The following is a 17,622-nucleotide window of genomic DNA, read 5'->3' as shown; positions in this document are numbered from 1 at the left end:
AGTCAAAGTAAGCAAAGAACAGCGCAGCCCGATGGGGCTACGCTGTTTTTTCTGCTTAAAGCTGCTTTTTTGCTTAAGATGAATACTTTTGAAGAACAATAACCGCATTATGACCGCCAAAACCAAAGGAATTAGACATCCCAATCCGCAACTCTGCTTTTCTTGCCTCGTTTGGTACATAATCCAGATCACATTCAGGGTCCCTCTGCTCCTGATTGATGGTTGGAGGAATGATGCCATGCCGCAGACTTTGAATAAGTGAGATCGCCTCTGCTCCACCTGCTGCACCAAGCATATGTCCCGTCATGGACTTATTCGCTGTGACCGGAATATCATAGGCACCTGTCCCGAAAAGTTGCTTAATCGCTCTTGTCTCAGACAGATCACCTGCTTCCGTACTGGTGGCATGAGCGTTAATCACATCAATGTCCTCAGGTCCAATCTGAGCTTCTTTCAGTGATGCTTTCATCGCCAGATATGCACCCCGCCCTTCCGGGTGGGTAGCTACCATATGATACGCATCTGAACTGGCACCATATCCAATCACTTCGGCAAGAATATTCGCCCCTCTTCCCAGTGCATGAGACAGTGATTCCACGACCAGAATTCCGGCGCCCTCCGCCATGACAAAACCGTCTCTCCCTGCATCAAATGGACGGCTGGCTGCTTGGAACGCTTCATTTCGTGTAGACAACGCTGTCGCATTACCGAAGCTTGCCAGTGACACTTCGGTTACAGCCGCTTCTGTCCCTCCAGCAATAATGACATCGGCTCCGCCATGACGAATTAACCGGAAAGCTTCTCCAATGGCTGTATTTCCAATGGAACAAGCTGTTACTGGCGATAATGTCGGTCCCCAGCAACCAAACCTCATACTGACCATAGCTGCCGCCATATTGGAGATCATCATCGGTACCAGTGTTGGGCTGACTCGCGCAGGTCCCCGATCTGACAGGACCTTGCCTTGTTCCATCAATGTCTGGATGCCGCCTATGCCTGAACCAATATATACACCTACCCGTTCACGGTCCATTTCATCCATCACAAGACCCGATTGTGATACAGCCTGATCCGCAGCAGCAACAGCAAATTGAACGAATCGATCCATACGTCTTGCTTCCTTGCGTCCAAAACGCTCTTCACCATCAAAATCACGGACCACTCCTGCCATTCTGGTTTTGTACGAAGCTGTATCAAAATGTTCTATAGGTGATACACCTGATCTACCCTCAATTAATCCATTCCAGAATGTATCTACATCATTTCCCAAAGGAGAGATAACTCCCATTCCTGTAATCACGACTCGTTCCATGTCCATCCTCCTTCAGCGCTGTTGTCTACCTTACTCTTACGCTCTGCCACTAATAGTGCACTTTTGAATATCCTATTACAAGTTGTCAATTATAATAGTATAATGACTACCATGATAACGATGATTGAAGGTGATGGATTGAACTACGATGTCAGGTTGCAGGCATTGTCCACTTTTCTGAAAACACAGCGTTCCAAAATTTCTCCCGAATCGGTCGGTTTACCCACTGGAAGTCGGAGAAGAACGCCTGGGCTGAGGAGAGAAGAGGTTTCCCAACTGGCAGGAGTGAGTACAACATGGTATACCTGGCTTGAACAAGGTCGGGATATTCAGGTATCCCATTCCGTGTTGGATAACATTGCTTCGGCACTGAGGCTTACTGCCGATGAACGAAAGTATCTGTTTTCGCTCGCCATGGAGCATCATACGGAGCTGCCCACACTGGAAGAAGAACCGGTTCAACTTCACCCTTCCTTACAGAAAATTTTGCAAGAACTTCATCACTGCCCTACCGTGATCTCGGATCGGCGTTGTTACATTGTCGGCTGGAATGATGCAGCCCGGCATGTTTTTATCGATTTTGAACAGATTGCCCCCGAACAGCGGAATATGATCAGTCTGTTATTTGATCGAAAGGAGTTTCGCAGGCTCGCGGTAAACTGGGAGGATTTTGTTAGCGGATTTCTGGCGATTTTTCGTGCTTACTATGGCCAGTATGTTGATGATGAATGGTATAATTTATTTTTGGATGACATGATGAACAGACATCCCGATTTTCATACCCTTTGGAAACAAAGCAGCGTCAGCAGTGCCCCGGACGTATTAATCGAGTTCAGGCATTCCAAAGCAGGCAAAATGTTGTTTGATCTGACTTCGTTGCAGGTTCAGGGTAGTTCCGATCTGCGATGCAGTGTCTACACCCCTGCGCCAGAGAGCGCTACCGAGCGCAAACTGATGCGCCTGATCGAGCGTGAAACCGATTCACATCTTGGCAAACATTAAATCGGAGTCTCTCACCTTCTTGGAGTCATGTTAGAGTCTTGACATCCTCATGTTGCATGTTTTAAATATCAGGTATATTAAGTAATCCATGGATCTTAGTCCTTCTACAAGAAGGGGGTTCAGAAAGGAATATCATGACGAAAGTGCTTATCATAGAGGACGACAACATGTTAGGCGATACATTATCCTTGTATTTGCAAGGTGAAGGGTATGATGTTATCCGTGTCGATAACGCAAGAGATGGTCTTCTACAGCTTCAAGCGCGGCCTGATATCCTGCTTCTTGACTTGATGCTCCCTGATTCGGGTAATAAGAATCCTAGTTCTCTCATGCGCCAACATACGGCAATCCCCATCATTGTCATCTCTTCCTTAACCGAGGTTTCTGAGCGGATTCGATCATTAACAGACGGGGCTGATGACTATGTATGTAAGCCTTTCAGTATGCAGGAGCTGAAGGCACGTATTGAGGCCGTATTGCGTCGTTACTCTATATTGAACAGCTCTGTTGTCACTGAACAGGAATCCGGAATATCTCTCGATCTGGCCCGAAGAACTGTTCTGTTAAATAACCAGCGCGTGGAGATGACGTTCTCCGAATTTGAGATCATGAAGCTGTTTATTCTCAATCCTGGCAAAGTCTACAGTCGGTATGCCCTAATTGAAGCCATTCGTGGTATTGATGCCTACATTAATGATCGCACCATCGATGTGCACATTACCAAACTTCGCAAAAAAATTGAGGTCAATCCAAAAAACCCCCAATACATTCAAACCATTTGGGGGGTCGGATATAAGTTCACACCTTAAAACAACACAGCTTCATTCCGATCACCATGGAAGAGACTCGGTAATTTTATCAATTTCCTGTTGTACCTTCTCCAATACTGAACGCTGTTCCTCTTCTTTGAACAACGGACGGAACAAGAGCGATTCCAATTGGAGAACTGCACACATCAGGTCCACTGCATGCAGATTCGCAGCTACGCCTCGAAGAGAATGAACACTACGAATGACATCAGCAATCTGCTGTTGCTGAAGCTGAATCGCCAGTTTTTTTTGAAACGAGCCATACTCCATTCTGAATTTCGTGAGCGCATATTGCAGAATATGTGGCTTGCCGTCCATCTGTCTAATCGCCTTATCTGCATCAATTCCATTGATTTCTCTTATGCCTTTTAGATCAATCCATATCTCCAAAATGTCTGCGAGCTGCTGTTCATGTATGGGCTTAGTCAGTATGGCATTCATGCCTGCTTCAAGATATAATTCATGGTCGCTTTTTAAACTATTCGCTGTAAGCGCAATAATAGGTGTACGATCATATTTCCTCATCTTGCGAATGTGTCGCGCTGCATCAATTCCGTTCATATCTGGCATATAGAGATCCATCAGAATCAGTTCCCATGTTTGTTCGTCCAATTTCTTCAAAACCTCTGTGCCACTGTCTGCCAGTGTCACCTTGAATCCGGTATGTTCCAGCATGGCCCGAATGACCAGTTGATTGATTTCATGATCTTCAGCGATCAGAATGTGCCCTTTGGATTTAAGCAAGTAGGATTCATCGCCTTCTATCATCCGCTTTTTCTCCAATGGCCCTTCACCCTGAAGTGCAAGTAATACTTCGAACAATCCCAGACGTGTAATCGGTTTGATCATCATGAGATCCGGGCGAAAGGATCTCTCCTCACTCCACAGGGCATTTTCACTAAAAGCATGGGTATAACCCACCATTTGAAATTTGGTTTGATTCATTCGCTTCATGAAACTGTCCCATGACGATCCGTTGACGGTCTCCTCTGCATCCATATCCAACATGATCAACATCGAACTTGCCCCATCTACATGATGGACATACCAATCACTTTCCATCATATGGTTCAAGGAAGTATACAGCGTCGGATTCATCCCGAATGAATAGAGCAGCTGCTTCAGATTTGCGCCCATCCGTTCATCATCTTCAATGATAACCACATCATTCGCACCATATAGGAGAGGGTGTGTCTGCAGGGAGAAACTCTCTTCTTCTTCTGAATCTGCAAGTTCAAATATCAAGTCGAATGAAAACAGACTGTACTCTCCCAGCACACTATCCACCCGCAAGCTTCCTCCCAAAGAGGTGACCAGAAGATAACAGATGACCAGCCCAAGACCAGAGCCACCATATGTTCGATACGTCGAGGGTTCCGCTTGAGTAAACGGGACAAAGAGCCGTTCCAATTGTTCGGGTGACATTCCGATTCCCGTGTCCTGTACCTCAAAACGGACATGAACTCGCTCCGCCTCCAATGAAAGAACCTCTACCTGCAACGTTACATATCCATGCTCCGTAAATTTAATCGCGTTACTGAGCAGATTCAATAACACCTGTTCAAGTCGGAACGGATCACCAATCACCGTTAATGGCAGATCGGGATCGGTTGTAAAGATCACTTCGATATCTTTGTGCCCGATGGCCACACCGATCTGATCTGCCACACGTTTGATCACATCCTCTGGTGAAAAAGAGACCTTCTCCAACATCAGCTTGCCTGCCTCAATTTTCGAAAAATCAAGAATATCATTTACGAGGGTAAGCAAGGTTTGGGAGGACGCATTGATTTTACTCAAATAATCCTTTTGTTGTGGAGATAGATCTGTTCGTTGAAGCAACAACGAAAAGTTGATAATACCGCTCAGTGGGGTACGAATCTCGTGGCTCATGAATGCGAGAAACTCACTCTTCGCCTGGCTTGCTTTGTCAGCCTTAACACGTCTATAGTGATCCGAAATGTCTTGAATGACTGCCTTGATTTTCTCACTCGAGTTTAATACTTTAACAGGGGATAGGTGAACCCGAACATGCTGCTCACGACCTTCTCCAACAATGAAACTCAGTTCCGTATCCAGTGCTATATTGTGATGTAAGGCTTTTTGGAAAACGAACAACCAGTTCTCCAGCTGCTCAATGAACAACAATTCTTCAAGCTGACGCCCAATCACATCCTGCCTGCCGAGACCGAGAACATCGAGAAATTTCTGATTCACTGAAACAATACATCTGTTGTTATCCAAACCGACAAACCAGTCTGCCGACACTCGCTCAAGTGTTCGATATCGCTCTTCACTTTCTTGAATCCTTCGTTTAACCGCTCTGTGTTCCGTAATATCAAGTCCATATCCCACGACATATTTCACCACACCCTCTTCTCGCAGAGGGCGAACGTTCACCAGCGAATAGTAACCTCCATGCTCAATCTCGTAAAAAAAAGATTCCCCTTCCCATGCCCGGTTAAACTGCTTTCGCAGAAATTCTACCTTTTCCTGAGGTAAAATATCCAATGTGCCCAGTTTGTAATCTTGCTTCAGACTACTCATATCCAAGCCCAGTCGGGAGAGCATCTCTCCCTCAAGCACAAGATACTCGAATTTTCCGTTCTGTTTTCGGATTTTAAAAGTAAAACCCGGCTGCATACGAAGCATCTCCAGCATTTCCTGATCCCTCTGAATGACCAATCTCCTATATCGATGATTTTGGTTCAGATAATACAGGAATAATATGACGGACAGCAGGCAGATACATTGAAAAAAGAGAATCTGCCCCATCATTAGCAGAGAAGGGGAATTTGTCTTTAGTGCAGAAAACTCATACACAGTAATCAACAGCAACGCTCCGGACAACCACTTCTGTATAAATCCCCTGATATACTTAAAGATCAGACATATGGCTACGACAAATAACAACTCTGTCAACGCATACTGCCAGTTCTCCAACAAGGGATTACGCCCCATATTAATCCGAAACATCCACATGAATGCAAAAGTAACGAAAGCAGAGCCACTCCCACCAAAATAAGCAGCAAGCAGATACACAATGGCCCGGAAATTCAACAATGTACCATCCTCAAGCACAATAGAGAAATAATAGAGCGCCGTGCCCAACATGCTCAGCGTAATACCAATAATGATTCGAGTCGTGATGGATGTTGAACGGGTAGCATTTGTATGGTTCAAATAGTGATGAATTAGGAAAACAAAGATCAAAATTAGCGTGAAATTTAATACAAGATCGCGTAGCAAATGGTCACCGTCCACATTACGACTTCAGGATTTCATGCATTCAATGAATGTTGTCAGATTCATGGTCGCAGTTCCTCAGTACACAAATCATAGTATGCCGTGCTCCCTTATTCAATTGACGATATTGACCATTTTTTCGAAAATAATTACTGCTTTCAGCTAACATCCCCTTATCACCAAACAACGTTTTTTTTCATGAAAATTCATCATTAAATATGCTGATATAAAAAAGAGAATCATCCAAATGAACCGATGTAATCGTAACTTGGGCTTCCCACACTTCCTGATCAGCCTTCATCAGTTTGGCAACGCCGGACCAGGTCTGATTGCCTCTCCAGTGGGTATCCATTAGCAATCGGGCAGGCTGACCTATAGTGCTCTCCCGTGAGAATCCTGTTTTGGTTACATAAACGGAATTCACATCCAGAATCACACCCTCCTCATCTGTAATCATGACCGCATCCGTTAGCAGTAAGAAGGCTTTGAGTTCCAGTTGCATGGTTGTCCACTCCCTCTAATGAAACATGATGTGATGCTGTCCCTGTGTGATATCTCTCTTCTACGATCCCGTTAATACTTAAACTGTCTAATCAGGCGCTGCAGTTCTTCAGCCAGGGTAGACAAGCCACGAGCCGAGGAAGAAATCTGCTCCATCGCTGCCAGTTGCTCCTCTGAGGAAGCGGCCACTTCTTCGGAAGTTGCGGCGTTGCCTGACGCAATACCTGCCAACTCATTGGATACAGCAGATACTTCCTGCACACCTGCTGTGATCTCTTGCGACGTGGCAGCAATCTCTTCAATCTGAGGTGTCGTTTCCCGCATGCTATCCAGAATACGTTCAAACTTCCGAATCGCTTCTGTAGAGATGTCCATGCCCTCTCCAACCTCTGAAGTCACCTTCTCCATCATGCGAACGGAAGCAGCCATATCTTCCTGTACCGCCGTAGTCAGCACGGTGATTTCATTGACGGACTGCCCGGATTGCTCTGCCAACTTGCGAACCTCTGCTGCTACAACGGCGAATCCATTGCCATGTGTACCTGCACGAGCAGCTTCAATGGATGCGTTCAGCGCGAGCAAGTTTGTCTGTTTGGCTATATTTCCGATTAACTCCGTGATCGCTGAAATTTGGTGTGATCGTTCATATAACGCCTGAATCAATTGGTTTGTCTGTTCTACCGTCTCTTGAATCGATTGCATCTGACTCACCGTCTGTTTGACGGTTTTGCCGCCTTCTTCTGCTTGTACGGTTGTATGTTTCGCCAAATCAGCGACATGTATGGAACGTTCGGCGATTCTTGTAATACCAATCGTAATTTCATTCATGGCCTGATGGTTATGTTCAATACCTTCGGTCTGTTTCTCCGCACCACTCGCAATTTCCTGAATGGCTCGCGCTACCTGCTCACTGGCTACACTGGTTGACTCCGCACTCTGAGTCATTTCATCCGATGAGATGACTACCTGACTGGCGCTGTTCTCCACATTTTGAATCAACACACGCAGATTGCTCTGCATTTTGCCAAAAGCCTCACTCAGTTCACCTATTTCATCATTACTTGTGCTTGTAATGGTCTGGGTTAGATCTCCTTCGCTCACCTGAATCGCCTGATCCTTCAATTGACGAATCGGTTTAACAATCGATCGCATCACGAGCCAGATGATCAAAATTCCGATGACAAGACAGGAAACGATGACCATAATCGTTCGATTCAGAATAGGCGCAGCGGCATCCTCTACTTCAGAAGAAAACATGGTGCCTGCGACCTTCCATCCCGTGGATGCATTCGTGGCGTAATACATGACCTTATCAACCTGATCAAAGGTATAGTTGAAGTTACCGGATTCATTCGTATACACTTGTGTCCAAAAATCTTCTGTTGCATCTGTTCCAGGTTCCATCGTCGGATGATAGATATACTTTTCGCTGGCATCCAGCAGAATCAGATGTCCCTTTTCTCCTACTTTAATTCCGCTAACCAATTGACTAATGTCCGACAGATTAAGATCCAATTGGACCACACCAGATTGGTCTGCCAGTGCCTTCGCAATCGTAATGGTAATCTCTTTTGTCTCGGCAGAAACATAAGGGTCTGTAACAATGACCTGCTGTGGAGTACTCATCGCTTCTGTGTACCATGGTCTTGTTCGCGGATCGTAATCTTCAGGCATCTCCGCATCAGAGGACATCAGATACACACCTGCCTCTGTGCCTACACCTATGGTGATGATATCTTTGTTCTGTGCGGCATACCCCTTCAATTCGTTCACAACCCGAACCTCGGCATCTTCTTGTCGTAATTGCTCTGCAAGTGTATTCGCATAATATTCGATGTGATTCCGCTTGGCATTGACTGAAAGATCTATCGTTGCACTGGCAAGGTTCACATTTTCCATCGCACTATGTAAAATTTGCTTCTCCACTTCATCTTTTGCACTGTTATACGATAAAACTCCAATACTGAACGAAGGAATGGCCAGGAAAGCAATAAAGGACACCACCAGCTTGGTCTTAAAGTTCTTATGCATCTTGTTGAACCAGGTCGATTTGCTATTTTTTCGGGACAAATTTCTCTACCTCTTCCAGATTAATTTTAGTTTTACTTGATCTACTTATAAGTTGAACTAGTGATTATTTACACTTGCCACTCCGATGACAGAACAACCTTCCAATCGCTGAATGATTCATACAACTTATATAACTCTTGTATAGCTCTCATAGATTGTAAACCATCTTTTCAAAAAACTAGGTCTCACTTCTTGTGAAAAACACTCTTTACACTACAAAACTCGAACAAATCTCTTAATTTATAATCCAAAAGAACTATTTTCAAACAAATTATACGAAAAAACTATTAAATAAAGTGTTCCGGGGATATGACCAAATTGTTAACTTTCTAAATACTTGTTAATAAGCACGCGGACGACAAAAAAAGATCCAAGCGTTATCGCTCAGATCTAAAGGTTATTTACATTGGACCAACGTATTCTCTATTTAAATGCCGGGATCGCGATATCTGCATATTTCTCTTCGAAGAAGGCTTTGACCTCTGGACCCGCCATGCGTTTAGCCAGCTTCTGGATCGCTTCGGAGTCCTTATTATCCTCACGAGCAACCATGGTGATTGCAAAATGGGAATCATCCTTCTCGGTTAACAATGCATCCTTTTTCGGTGTAAGACCGAGCGGACTGGCATATGCCGGAGTCATGGCTACCAGATCAGCATCATCCATCATGCGAGCCAGCATCAACAAGTCCACTTCCTCAAACTTGAAGTTCTTTGTATTCTCGGTGATGTCTGCCTGTGTGGCGTTAAAACCTACACCCTCTTTCAGCTTAATCAATCCGTTCTGCTCCAGCATCACAAGAGAGCGACCAATGTTGGAAGGATCGTTTGCAATTGCAATCGTTGCACCTTCTGGCAATTCCTCAATCGTTTTGTACTTTTTGGAGTAGCCGCCATAAATGGCATTATAGATAGGCTGTACAGCCACCAGATTGGCATTGTTCGCTTCATTATACTGGGTCATGTAAGGCACGTGTTGGAAGAAATTTGCATCCACTTCCTTGTTCGCCAGTGCCGTATTCGGCTGTACGTTATCTGATAACACAACAACTTCCAGGTTAACGCCATCTTCCTTCAATAGCGGTTTAACAATATCGAGCACATCTGTCATCGGTGGAATCAACGTGGCTACCTTCAGCGTAACTTCTTGTGCAGCTTGTGTATCTTCTTTTGTTCCTTCAGCCGCAGGTGTTTCTTCTTTTTTGCCACAAGCAGCTACAACCAGCATTACTGCAAGCAACATAAGCATCATTTTCATTTTCATTTCATGTCTACCCCTCATCGTATAATCTGTATTGGTTATTCGTAATAATGCACGGTCCAACCGTTCAGGATCTGCGATCCAGCCAGTGGGACAGTCTGCTGCCTGTGAATTGGATCATCTGTACCAGGATAATCATAATGATGATCGTAAATACCATAATCTCCGTTTCGAAGCGCTGATAACCGTAGCGAATGGCAAAATCGCCAACCCCGCCGCCACCTACAATGCCCATCACCGTCGAGTAGGAGATGAAGCTAATCGTAGCTGTCGTGAGTCCCAGTACAAGACCAGATCGTGCCTCCACGTACAAGAATTTCACCACAAGTTGCATCGTCGATGCCCCCATGGAAGCAGCCGCTTCAACCACTCCCCTCGGTACATCCAACAACGCTTGTTCCACCAGTCTGGCGTAGTAGGCAATTGCAATGACCGAGAGTGGCACGGTTGCCGCCAGCGTACCTATGGACGTTCCCACAACAATCCGTGTGAATGGAATCATGAATACAACCAGCAGTAAGAACGGAAACGAACGAACGATGTTAACGACACTGCCAAGTACAAAGGACAGCGTTTGATTCTGATACCGTTGTCCTCTCCGGAATAAGTACAGCAGTGTACCCAGAGGTAACCCGATCAGAACAGCTGCCGCAATGGAGATACCCACCATGACAAAAGTCTCTCCGATCGCCTGCCATATCTCATGCTGATATTTCAGCACAGACTCAGGTAACCTCATGACTTGTCCTCCTGTTCTGCCTGACGGAACAGAGACGAACCTGTCATCCCGTATTCGTCACCCGCAAGCAAGGAGGTCAGCAGATCAGGCTGCGGAGCAGGGATACTGCTCACTTCCGCTTTAGACAACGTACGAACGAGTCGCCCATCCTTCATGACGGATATCCTGTGACATAGTCTGCGAGCCACTTCCATCTCATGCGTTACTACAACAATGGTCACGCCCAGCGTTTCATTGATATGACGCAGCACATCCAGGATACCGTTCGTGGTCTGTGGATCAAGCGAAGAGGTCGGTTCATCACAGAGCAGCACATCCGGACGACTGGCCAGCGCTCGTGCAATCGCCACACGCTGCTTCTGTCCTCCGCTAAGCTGAGCAGGATATTGACCCGCCTTGTCTTCCAGTCCAACAAACCGCAGCACCTCAAGTCCACGTTCAACTCGCTGCGCACGGGGCATACCCGCAAGCTCCAATGGCATGCAGACATTGCCACTCACCGTTCGGTTACTGACAAGATTGAAGTGTTGAAAGATCATGCCAATGGATCTTCGTGCCTGACGCAGACTCTGTTCATTCATCTGGGTCAAGTGCTGCCCATTCACAACAACTTCACCATCATCCGGCTTTTCCAATCCGTTGAGCATCCGCAGAAGTGTGGATTTGCCTGCACCACTTGATCCGATGATGCCATGTATTTCTCCTTGTCCCACTTCGAGGGACACCGAGCTTAATGCTTCGAATCCCTGATCTGCACGGGAACCGCGCTCGTTATAACGTTTGCTTACACCATATAATGAGATCATGGAGAGTCCTCCCGTGAATGATCATGCATGGTTCTTCAAGAACACATGAAGAAAGCCCGCACAGCCGATAACCGGAGCGCGAGCAAGCCTGTTCATTTATAATAAATCAACATCCCTTACGAGACAAGCTTTTAAGGTGAGATTGCCTCCTGCAGGCGGCTGGCTTCATATACACGAAAACGTCCGTTCGACGAACCCACATACACTTCATTACCGATCCGGTTAATCATTCCGTTCTTCGCATCCCGGTCCCGGTGCTCCGGGTTTCCCATCACAACGTCATGTATACGACCTAACAGTGCTCCATTCTTTTTATTCATCACGAGAAGATTTTCGTCCATGGGCAACAGCAACTGATCATCAATGACCAGATAACTTCCCTGATTCGTCGGATGCCTTAGTGTTGCAATCGTATCTTTGGCATTCCAACGCGTCTCCCCCGTTTTATAATCCAAAGCCGCTGGATAACCGTTCTTAATCACATACAACTGATCCTCTTCCACCAGTCCTCGTTCAATCTTGCCCTTGATCGTCCAGCGTGTTTTGCCTGTCTTGGCATCATACAGGGTAGTTGTAAAATCTGCATATTCTCCGTAATGATCGCCGTTTTTATTCTCACGGATCAACAACATGCCATCATTCAGCTCCTCAAATCTCTGTCCTACCCGAGCAGGGAATTGGGCAAGCTTTTTCCCCGTGTTCAGATCAAGCAGAAGCCACTGATTATCTAGTGATAGCCATCTTTCAGCATTCGTGGTTGCAAAGGGATCAAGACGTTCAATTCCACCAGTATATGGATCATTCCAAAATTGTTCTATAGTGGATCGTTTGCCCTTTAAGCTCCATACGGTTCGCCCTGATTGCGGATCGACTGCAACCAGCTTATTCTTTTCCCAATACAACACATAGGGGTCATCTGCACTCTTATTCAATAATTCATAACCCGTAGCCAGTTTTCGCGTCCACAATGTTTTTCCGTTTGAACTGTCCAGAACCGTTAACCAACTGTTGCTTGAGCTCTCAACAACCGGCTTATCCACAACCACAACGTTCTTCGCAGCGGTGATGCCATTTAGTCTAAAATTTTGCTTAGGAGTGTACGTCCACATGACCTTTCCGTTCTTCAAGTTCAGATGACGAATAAGATCCACGTATTTTTTCTTATCAGGGTCATAATCGGTGTAGATTGTAACGTATTTGCGCTCTGCATCCACCTCTGCCTGCTGTCTTCCAAAGCCCCCATTAATCCCCCATAATTTCTGGCCCGAATGTCGGTCAAGAGCATATATGGAACCTTCGTAGTAATCCCCGCTGAATCCACCGTCATCCCCTTTCATCAGAAGCACATCATCCGTGGCTGCTTGTAAAAAAGTGTAGTTAATATCCCCCTGGTTGGTCCATACCGGTTTCCAAGGGATTGTCGTTGGCAGTGTTGTGCCATAGATTTTTGTTGTGAACCCATATTCATCCGCCCGACTGATGTTCCAATCGGAAACAACAGCATTTCGATTATCCTGTGCTAAATTCCAGCGTGTTCTGGCCAGTCTGCCATTCTTGTTTAATGTGACCAGAAATTGCGCATCTTCCCGCTCATATCTCCAGGTCTGTCCAATACTCATTGAATAACCCGTGAAATTTAGATTGCTTGAACTCTCTTTCCAATCCGGCTCGCCTAACCACCCAGCCACTTGTTTGGAGGTGGTTGCCTTGTTCAGCTTAATATCTGTCAGATGGCGTATAACCGAAGTTGGCAGCGATGCCTCCTGATTGAACCAGCCATCAGCCACATTCATCCGCTGTTCTATAGCCTGTGCCTTGATCCAGAAGAGTCCTGGCCGATACGTGGAGGATTCTTTATTCCAGACTCGTGGAGCAATGGATACCCCATACCAGCCTTTCCACTTTGCAACAATAACAGCCTTATCTGTTAGCACTTTCTCAAAAGACCAGGTTGTAGAACTATCTGGTGCCAGATACAGCTTGCTGCCTGATTGGAGTGTGAAGCTTTGGGGAGCTGTTTCCGTCATACTTCTGCTCTCCTTCAGTGCATACCAACTTGGCAGCCAAAAGTTTCCATGATCGGTTGACTTAAGCTGCACCCACTCACCTCGAACCGAGGCCAACGTATACTTTTCGTTTTTTGTTGTATAGTATTCAATCCCCAGCTTGTCAGCAGCCACACTGCCGTCCCTTCTGTTTTTGAACAGAGGGATGTCATTAATAAGCGTAACGGTGTCTCCTTGTTTGTAAGCTAACTTTGCAGTTAAGACTTGGGAACTTTCCCCCAATGCTTGTGGCGTTGTAGCCAAAGCTTGTCCTTCAAGGGCGACCATTTTGGAATCCAGCAGCATCCAGCCCGTCAACAGCACAGCTGATAATCCAGTCATGGTAATCCATTTGTACCCCGTTCTCTGCCAGTCAGGACCCGTCTTCACTCTCGTTCATCCCCATTCATTAGAAGTTATTTCCAATAGAGACGCAGTAAAAAGGAAAAGGTTACCGTTTACCTCAATATATTTCTATCTATCTGCCTGTATTACCTTACATCCACCATCGTAGCATGATAAGGAAAGGTAACCCCGATGTAATAAGCAGCCGTTAAGGTGAGCATATAATAAAATACAAACCACAGATCAGCTCGCGAATAGCCAATCTGAATGTAATACGTGCGGCTCGCGCCATCTGTGAACCCTTTCGCTTCCATTGCTACCGCCATTCGCTGTGCACGGCGAATGCTCTGTGCCAGCAGCGGAATAGCGTAACGCTTGAGTGTACCATACACATTCCAGCGAGAGCCGCGTTGCTGTGTTCCACGAATACGAATCGCATAACGGAGCGTCTGGAATTCATCCAGCAAAATGGGGATCATGCGCATCGCGGCCAGAAAGCTATAGGCATATTTTGCGGGAAGCCGCCACTGCTGCATCAGTGAATAAAACAGTCTCACAGGCTTGGTCGTAAGACCAAAGAGTAACCCTGCCGCGGCCATAGTCAGCGAGCGAAAACCCAAGTGTAGACCGCGATAGAAACTCTCTTCGGTTATGTGGATCAGTCCCCACTTATACCATGTGGTCTCGCCCTTACCAAACATCATCATACCTGTAGACGTGGAGATAAACACCAGAATGAATGGTGATGCGTACAGCATCAATCTGTACCACGGATGACCTGTCCAGCACAGTAATAACATCATCGCCACCGCAACGTTGGCCATTACATTCAGATTGTGAATGAGGATAACGATGACAAACATCATCGTCAGAATGATCATCTTTAATCCCGGGTTGACGTTATGAAGCCAGGTTTCACGGTGAGGAAACGACAGTTGCATCAGTTAACCTCCCCTCATCCACCATCCAGATTCGGGTGCAATATCTTTTTACAATTTCACGATCATGGGTAACCATAACAATGGCTGTTCCCTCTCTCCGCAATTGCTCCAGCTGTGCTAACATGGCAAACGTATTGCGGGCATCCTGTCCAAAAGTAGGTTCATCCAACAGCAGTATTCGCTGCTCTCTCACCAGTGCAGAGGCAACGCTCAAGCGTCGTTTCTGCCCCATCGATAATTGGTAGGGATGACGCTCGGAGAGGTCGATTAGCCCAAATTGATTCAACATATGATTTGTCCTGACAAGTCTTTCTTCCGTTGTCAGCCTGCCCCCCAGCAATGAGAATTCCACTTCTTCCGCGACGGTGTTGGTCACAAATTGAAACTCCGGGTTCTGAAATACAAACGCGATTCGATCTGCAAGCTGCTCCGTTTTGCCAGAAGGCTGACCTTCCACCTCATAATGACCTGTTGTTTTCAGGATATTCATCAGAGATAACAACAACGAACTCTTGCCTGCACCGTTGGCTCCGACAATACCAATCCAGTCTCCATGCCATACCTTGGCCTGCTCCACCTGAATGAAAGGTGTTTTCCCACGCCATCCGGTGAACTGCTGCAAGTCCAGTGCAGGCAGATAGGCGGGAGATACAGGCGAAAAGGATGAGTCGTGAGATATGGGGGATATACCCGGTGTATCGGATAAGCCAGACGATCGCTGTGCTTCCAAATTTGAGATGCCGTGATCCACACACACTTGAATCTCTCCAGAAGCACTTCCCTCTTCTTGCTTAGCTGCCTGCTCTTGCTCCTCCCATATGCCTGGATACCAGATTCCATAAGCCTTCAGCTTTTCCCGTTCATGCGTAAATACCTGCTGTGCTGGCCCATCCGCCACAATCTTTCCTTCAGGTGATAACACAATGATGCGGTCGACCATATCCACAATCTTGTTTATTTTGTGTTCAACGATGATGATTGTTTTGTCACTGGCGATCCGTCTGACCGTATCCCACACCTGGGAAGTCCCCTCATCATCCAGCAGTGCAGTGGGTTCATCCAAAAACAATACCTCCGGGTCCATGGCAAGCATCGAAGCAATCGCAAGACGCTGCTTCATCCCCTGAGACATGGACTGGATCAATACACGATTCTGTTCAAAGGATAACCCCACTTGTTTCAGATAATATTCAATCAGAGCAGGCATCTCTTCACGCGGAATATTTCGGTTTTCCAGAACAAATGCGATCTCTTCATCTGTAAATGACATACAGAACTGGGTATCCGGATCTTGAAAGACCACTCCTGCTTTGGCGGGAACCTGAATATCATCACATTTCATCGGAATCTCAACCGAACGTGGTATCAAACCGCTCAGAATTTGCAATAACGTTGATTTACCGGAGCCACTCGGGCCAAGCAACAGCACTTTCTCTCCTTGACGCACAGAAAGAGACAAGCCTTGAAATACCAAGGCTTTCTCTCCCGGGAACTTGCATCTTAGATTAGTCACACTTACCGCTTGCGAATTCTCTTCCCCGTTCATCTAATCCAGCGCCTCATAATCTTGTTTGGATACCGGTCTGAGTGAACGCGTTACACCGGTTAGTTCCAATGCTTTGGCAAGATAATAAGCAAACACTCCAGCAATCAGAATACTTCCAATGAAGCGGAATCCGATAAATAGCGTATAATTCCACGCCGAGAGTGAATCAATATACCCGTATTGGTAATCCAGCAAAAGCGAAGCCGCTGCAGCTCCTATGGCTGCAAGACAGGTGACAAACAGATTGGTTTTGCGATACAAAAATGCGGCGAAGAATATCTCAGCTCCCAATCCTTGCAACAGGCCATACACCAGTGTCGACATGCCCCATTCACTACCCAAGAAAGCACTTACCGTTGAAGCCGCAACTTCGGCAAGAATAGCCACGCCTGGTTTACGAATGATAACAAAAGCAAACGTGCCCGCCATAAACCACATGCCGTAGATCATCTGCTCCGCATGAACGCCAAATGGTTTCATCAAGTCATATGTAGGTCCCCATATCTTGTAAATCACCCCAAACACTACTGCGATCACGATGGTTACCAGAATATCCGTTAGTTTCAATCGCTTGTTGCCTGCTGTTGTTGCCATGTTCTCTACGTCCTTCCTTTGTTCCCTGTGGGGTTTATCATAATAAACGAAAAAGCCTCCCCGGTTCCGGGAAGGCCTTACGTACAGTGTACAATCCTCACAATGATGTATGGGATGGATGTCGAAAATACGGAATATCAACCAGCCCCCCCTCCGCCCTGGCAGATACATCACCACAGTTCAAAGAGGTCTGTTGTTCATCCACGTTCATTCCCACAATTCACCCTTACATATCGCAAATCCATGTTCTCTACGCTGGCATTACCCAGATCAGATGTACGGTCAGCGGCACAAGGCCACTCTCTCAGCCCAACTTCATTGAGCTCCCGGTTCACTTATTTCATTGCTTCTAATGTACATCAGATGGGTATTTGTGGCAATCCCTAGAAAAATCATCATGCTTCAT

General features: G+C 46.2%; 13 protein-coding genes. 2 read left to right on the top strand and 11 right to left on the bottom strand.

What is annotated here, in order from left to right; all coding sequences use genetic code 11:
- Window positions 1-73 precede the first annotated feature (73 nt).
- Window positions 74-1,312, bottom strand: a complete 1,239-nt coding sequence (fabF, locus tag CXK86_RS23245) for a beta-ketoacyl-ACP synthase II (RefSeq protein WP_047841710.1) — start codon at window positions 1,310-1,312, stop codon at window positions 74-76.
- Window positions 1,313-1,450: 138 nt separating this feature from the next.
- Between fabF and CXK86_RS23240 the strand changes: the two genes are divergently transcribed.
- Together CXK86_RS23240 and CXK86_RS23235 are read left to right on the top strand one after the other, a co-directional pair.
- Complete coding sequence (locus CXK86_RS23240) at window positions 1,451-2,314, top strand: helix-turn-helix transcriptional regulator (RefSeq protein ID WP_101314720.1); 864 nt, start codon at window positions 1,451-1,453, stop codon at window positions 2,312-2,314.
- Between the two features lie 134 nt (window positions 2,315-2,448).
- Window positions 2,449-3,123 (top strand): response regulator transcription factor, encoded by a 675-nt coding sequence (locus CXK86_RS23235; RefSeq protein ID WP_047841709.1) that lies wholly within the window; start codon window positions 2,449-2,451, stop codon window positions 3,121-3,123.
- Between the two features lie 21 nt (window positions 3,124-3,144).
- On the opposite strand, the gene CXK86_RS23230 is transcribed toward CXK86_RS23235, so the two are convergent.
- The 10 genes from CXK86_RS23230 to CXK86_RS23185 form a co-directional block, all read right to left on the bottom strand.
- Window positions 3,145-6,306 (bottom strand): hybrid sensor histidine kinase/response regulator, encoded by a 3,162-nt coding sequence (locus CXK86_RS23230; RefSeq protein WP_180361852.1) that lies wholly within the window; start codon window positions 6,304-6,306, stop codon window positions 3,145-3,147.
- A gap of 259 nt (window positions 6,307-6,565) precedes the next feature.
- On the bottom strand, window positions 6,566-6,871 hold the full coding sequence (locus tag CXK86_RS23225) for a PAS domain-containing protein (RefSeq protein ID WP_036672654.1): 306 nt from the start codon (window positions 6,869-6,871) through the stop codon (window positions 6,566-6,568).
- 71 nt (window positions 6,872-6,942) lie between these two features.
- A complete protein-coding gene (locus CXK86_RS23220) occupies window positions 6,943-8,940 on the bottom strand; it encodes a methyl-accepting chemotaxis protein (protein ID WP_101314603.1) in 1,998 nt (665 codons plus the stop codon).
- Window positions 8,941-9,363: 423 nt separating this feature from the next.
- A complete protein-coding gene (locus CXK86_RS23215; protein WP_047841708.1) occupies window positions 9,364-10,203 on the bottom strand; it encodes a MetQ/NlpA family ABC transporter substrate-binding protein in 840 nt (279 codons plus the stop codon).
- Between the two features lie 64 nt (window positions 10,204-10,267).
- Window positions 10,268-10,939, bottom strand: coding sequence for a methionine ABC transporter permease (locus tag CXK86_RS23210; RefSeq protein ID WP_047841707.1), 672 nt, complete (start codon window positions 10,937-10,939; stop codon window positions 10,268-10,270).
- Window positions 10,936-11,745, bottom strand: a complete 810-nt coding sequence (locus tag CXK86_RS23205) for a methionine ABC transporter ATP-binding protein (protein ID WP_053061448.1) — start codon at window positions 11,743-11,745, stop codon at window positions 10,936-10,938. Before CXK86_RS23205 ends, CXK86_RS23210 begins: the two co-directional genes overlap by 4 nt.
- A gap of 131 nt (window positions 11,746-11,876) precedes the next feature.
- On the bottom strand, window positions 11,877-14,180 hold the full coding sequence (locus tag CXK86_RS23200; protein ID WP_101314602.1) for an outer membrane protein assembly factor BamB family protein: 2,304 nt from the start codon (window positions 14,178-14,180) through the stop codon (window positions 11,877-11,879).
- 101 nt (window positions 14,181-14,281) lie between these two features.
- Window positions 14,282-15,076 (bottom strand): energy-coupling factor transporter transmembrane component T family protein, encoded by a 795-nt coding sequence (locus tag CXK86_RS23195; protein WP_101314601.1) that lies wholly within the window; start codon window positions 15,074-15,076, stop codon window positions 14,282-14,284.
- Entirely contained in the window at window positions 15,051-16,622 is a 1,572-nt protein-coding gene (locus CXK86_RS23190) for an ABC transporter ATP-binding protein (RefSeq protein WP_101314600.1), read from the bottom strand. Before CXK86_RS23190 ends, CXK86_RS23195 begins: the two co-directional genes overlap by 26 nt.
- Complete coding sequence (locus CXK86_RS23185; protein ID WP_036672660.1) at window positions 16,623-17,216, bottom strand: ECF transporter S component; 594 nt, start codon at window positions 17,214-17,216, stop codon at window positions 16,623-16,625.
- Between the last annotated feature and the right edge of the window lie 406 nt (window positions 17,217-17,622).

It is taken from the genome of Paenibacillus sp. BGI2013 (assembly GCF_002843485.1).
GTDB classification, from domain to species: domain Bacteria; phylum Bacillota; class Bacilli; order Paenibacillales; family Paenibacillaceae; genus Paenibacillus; species Paenibacillus amylolyticus.
Note: the sequence above shows the minus strand (reverse complement) of the source record. Positions and strands in the feature narration are given on the sequence as shown.

Excerpts from the sequence above, each read along its gene's own strand:
- CXK86_RS23235 (WP_047841709.1), top strand. The coding sequence starts at position 2,449 with ATGACGAAAGTGCTTATCATAGAGGACGACAACATGTTAGGCGATACA.
- CXK86_RS23185 (WP_036672660.1), bottom strand. The coding sequence starts at position 17,216 with ATGGCAACAACAGCAGGCAACAAGCGATTGAAACTAACGGATATTCTG.
- CXK86_RS23215 (WP_047841708.1), bottom strand. The coding sequence starts at position 10,203 with ATGAAAATGAAAATGATGCTTATGTTGCTTGCAGTAATGCTGGTTGTA.
- CXK86_RS23205 (WP_053061448.1), bottom strand. The coding sequence starts at position 11,745 with ATGATCTCATTATATGGTGTAAGCAAACGTTATAACGAGCGCGGTTCC.
- CXK86_RS23225 (WP_036672654.1), bottom strand. The coding sequence starts at position 6,871 with ATGCAACTGGAACTCAAAGCCTTCTTACTGCTAACGGATGCGGTCATG.
- CXK86_RS23210 (WP_047841707.1), bottom strand. The coding sequence starts at position 10,939 with ATGAGGTTACCTGAGTCTGTGCTGAAATATCAGCATGAGATATGGCAG.
- CXK86_RS23190 (WP_101314600.1), bottom strand. The coding sequence starts at position 16,622 with ATGAACGGGGAAGAGAATTCGCAAGCGGTAAGTGTGACTAATCTAAGA.
- CXK86_RS23195 (WP_101314601.1), bottom strand. The coding sequence starts at position 15,076 with ATGCAACTGTCGTTTCCTCACCGTGAAACCTGGCTTCATAACGTCAAC.
- fabF (WP_047841710.1), bottom strand. The coding sequence starts at position 1,312 with ATGGAACGAGTCGTGATTACAGGAATGGGAGTTATCTCTCCTTTGGGA.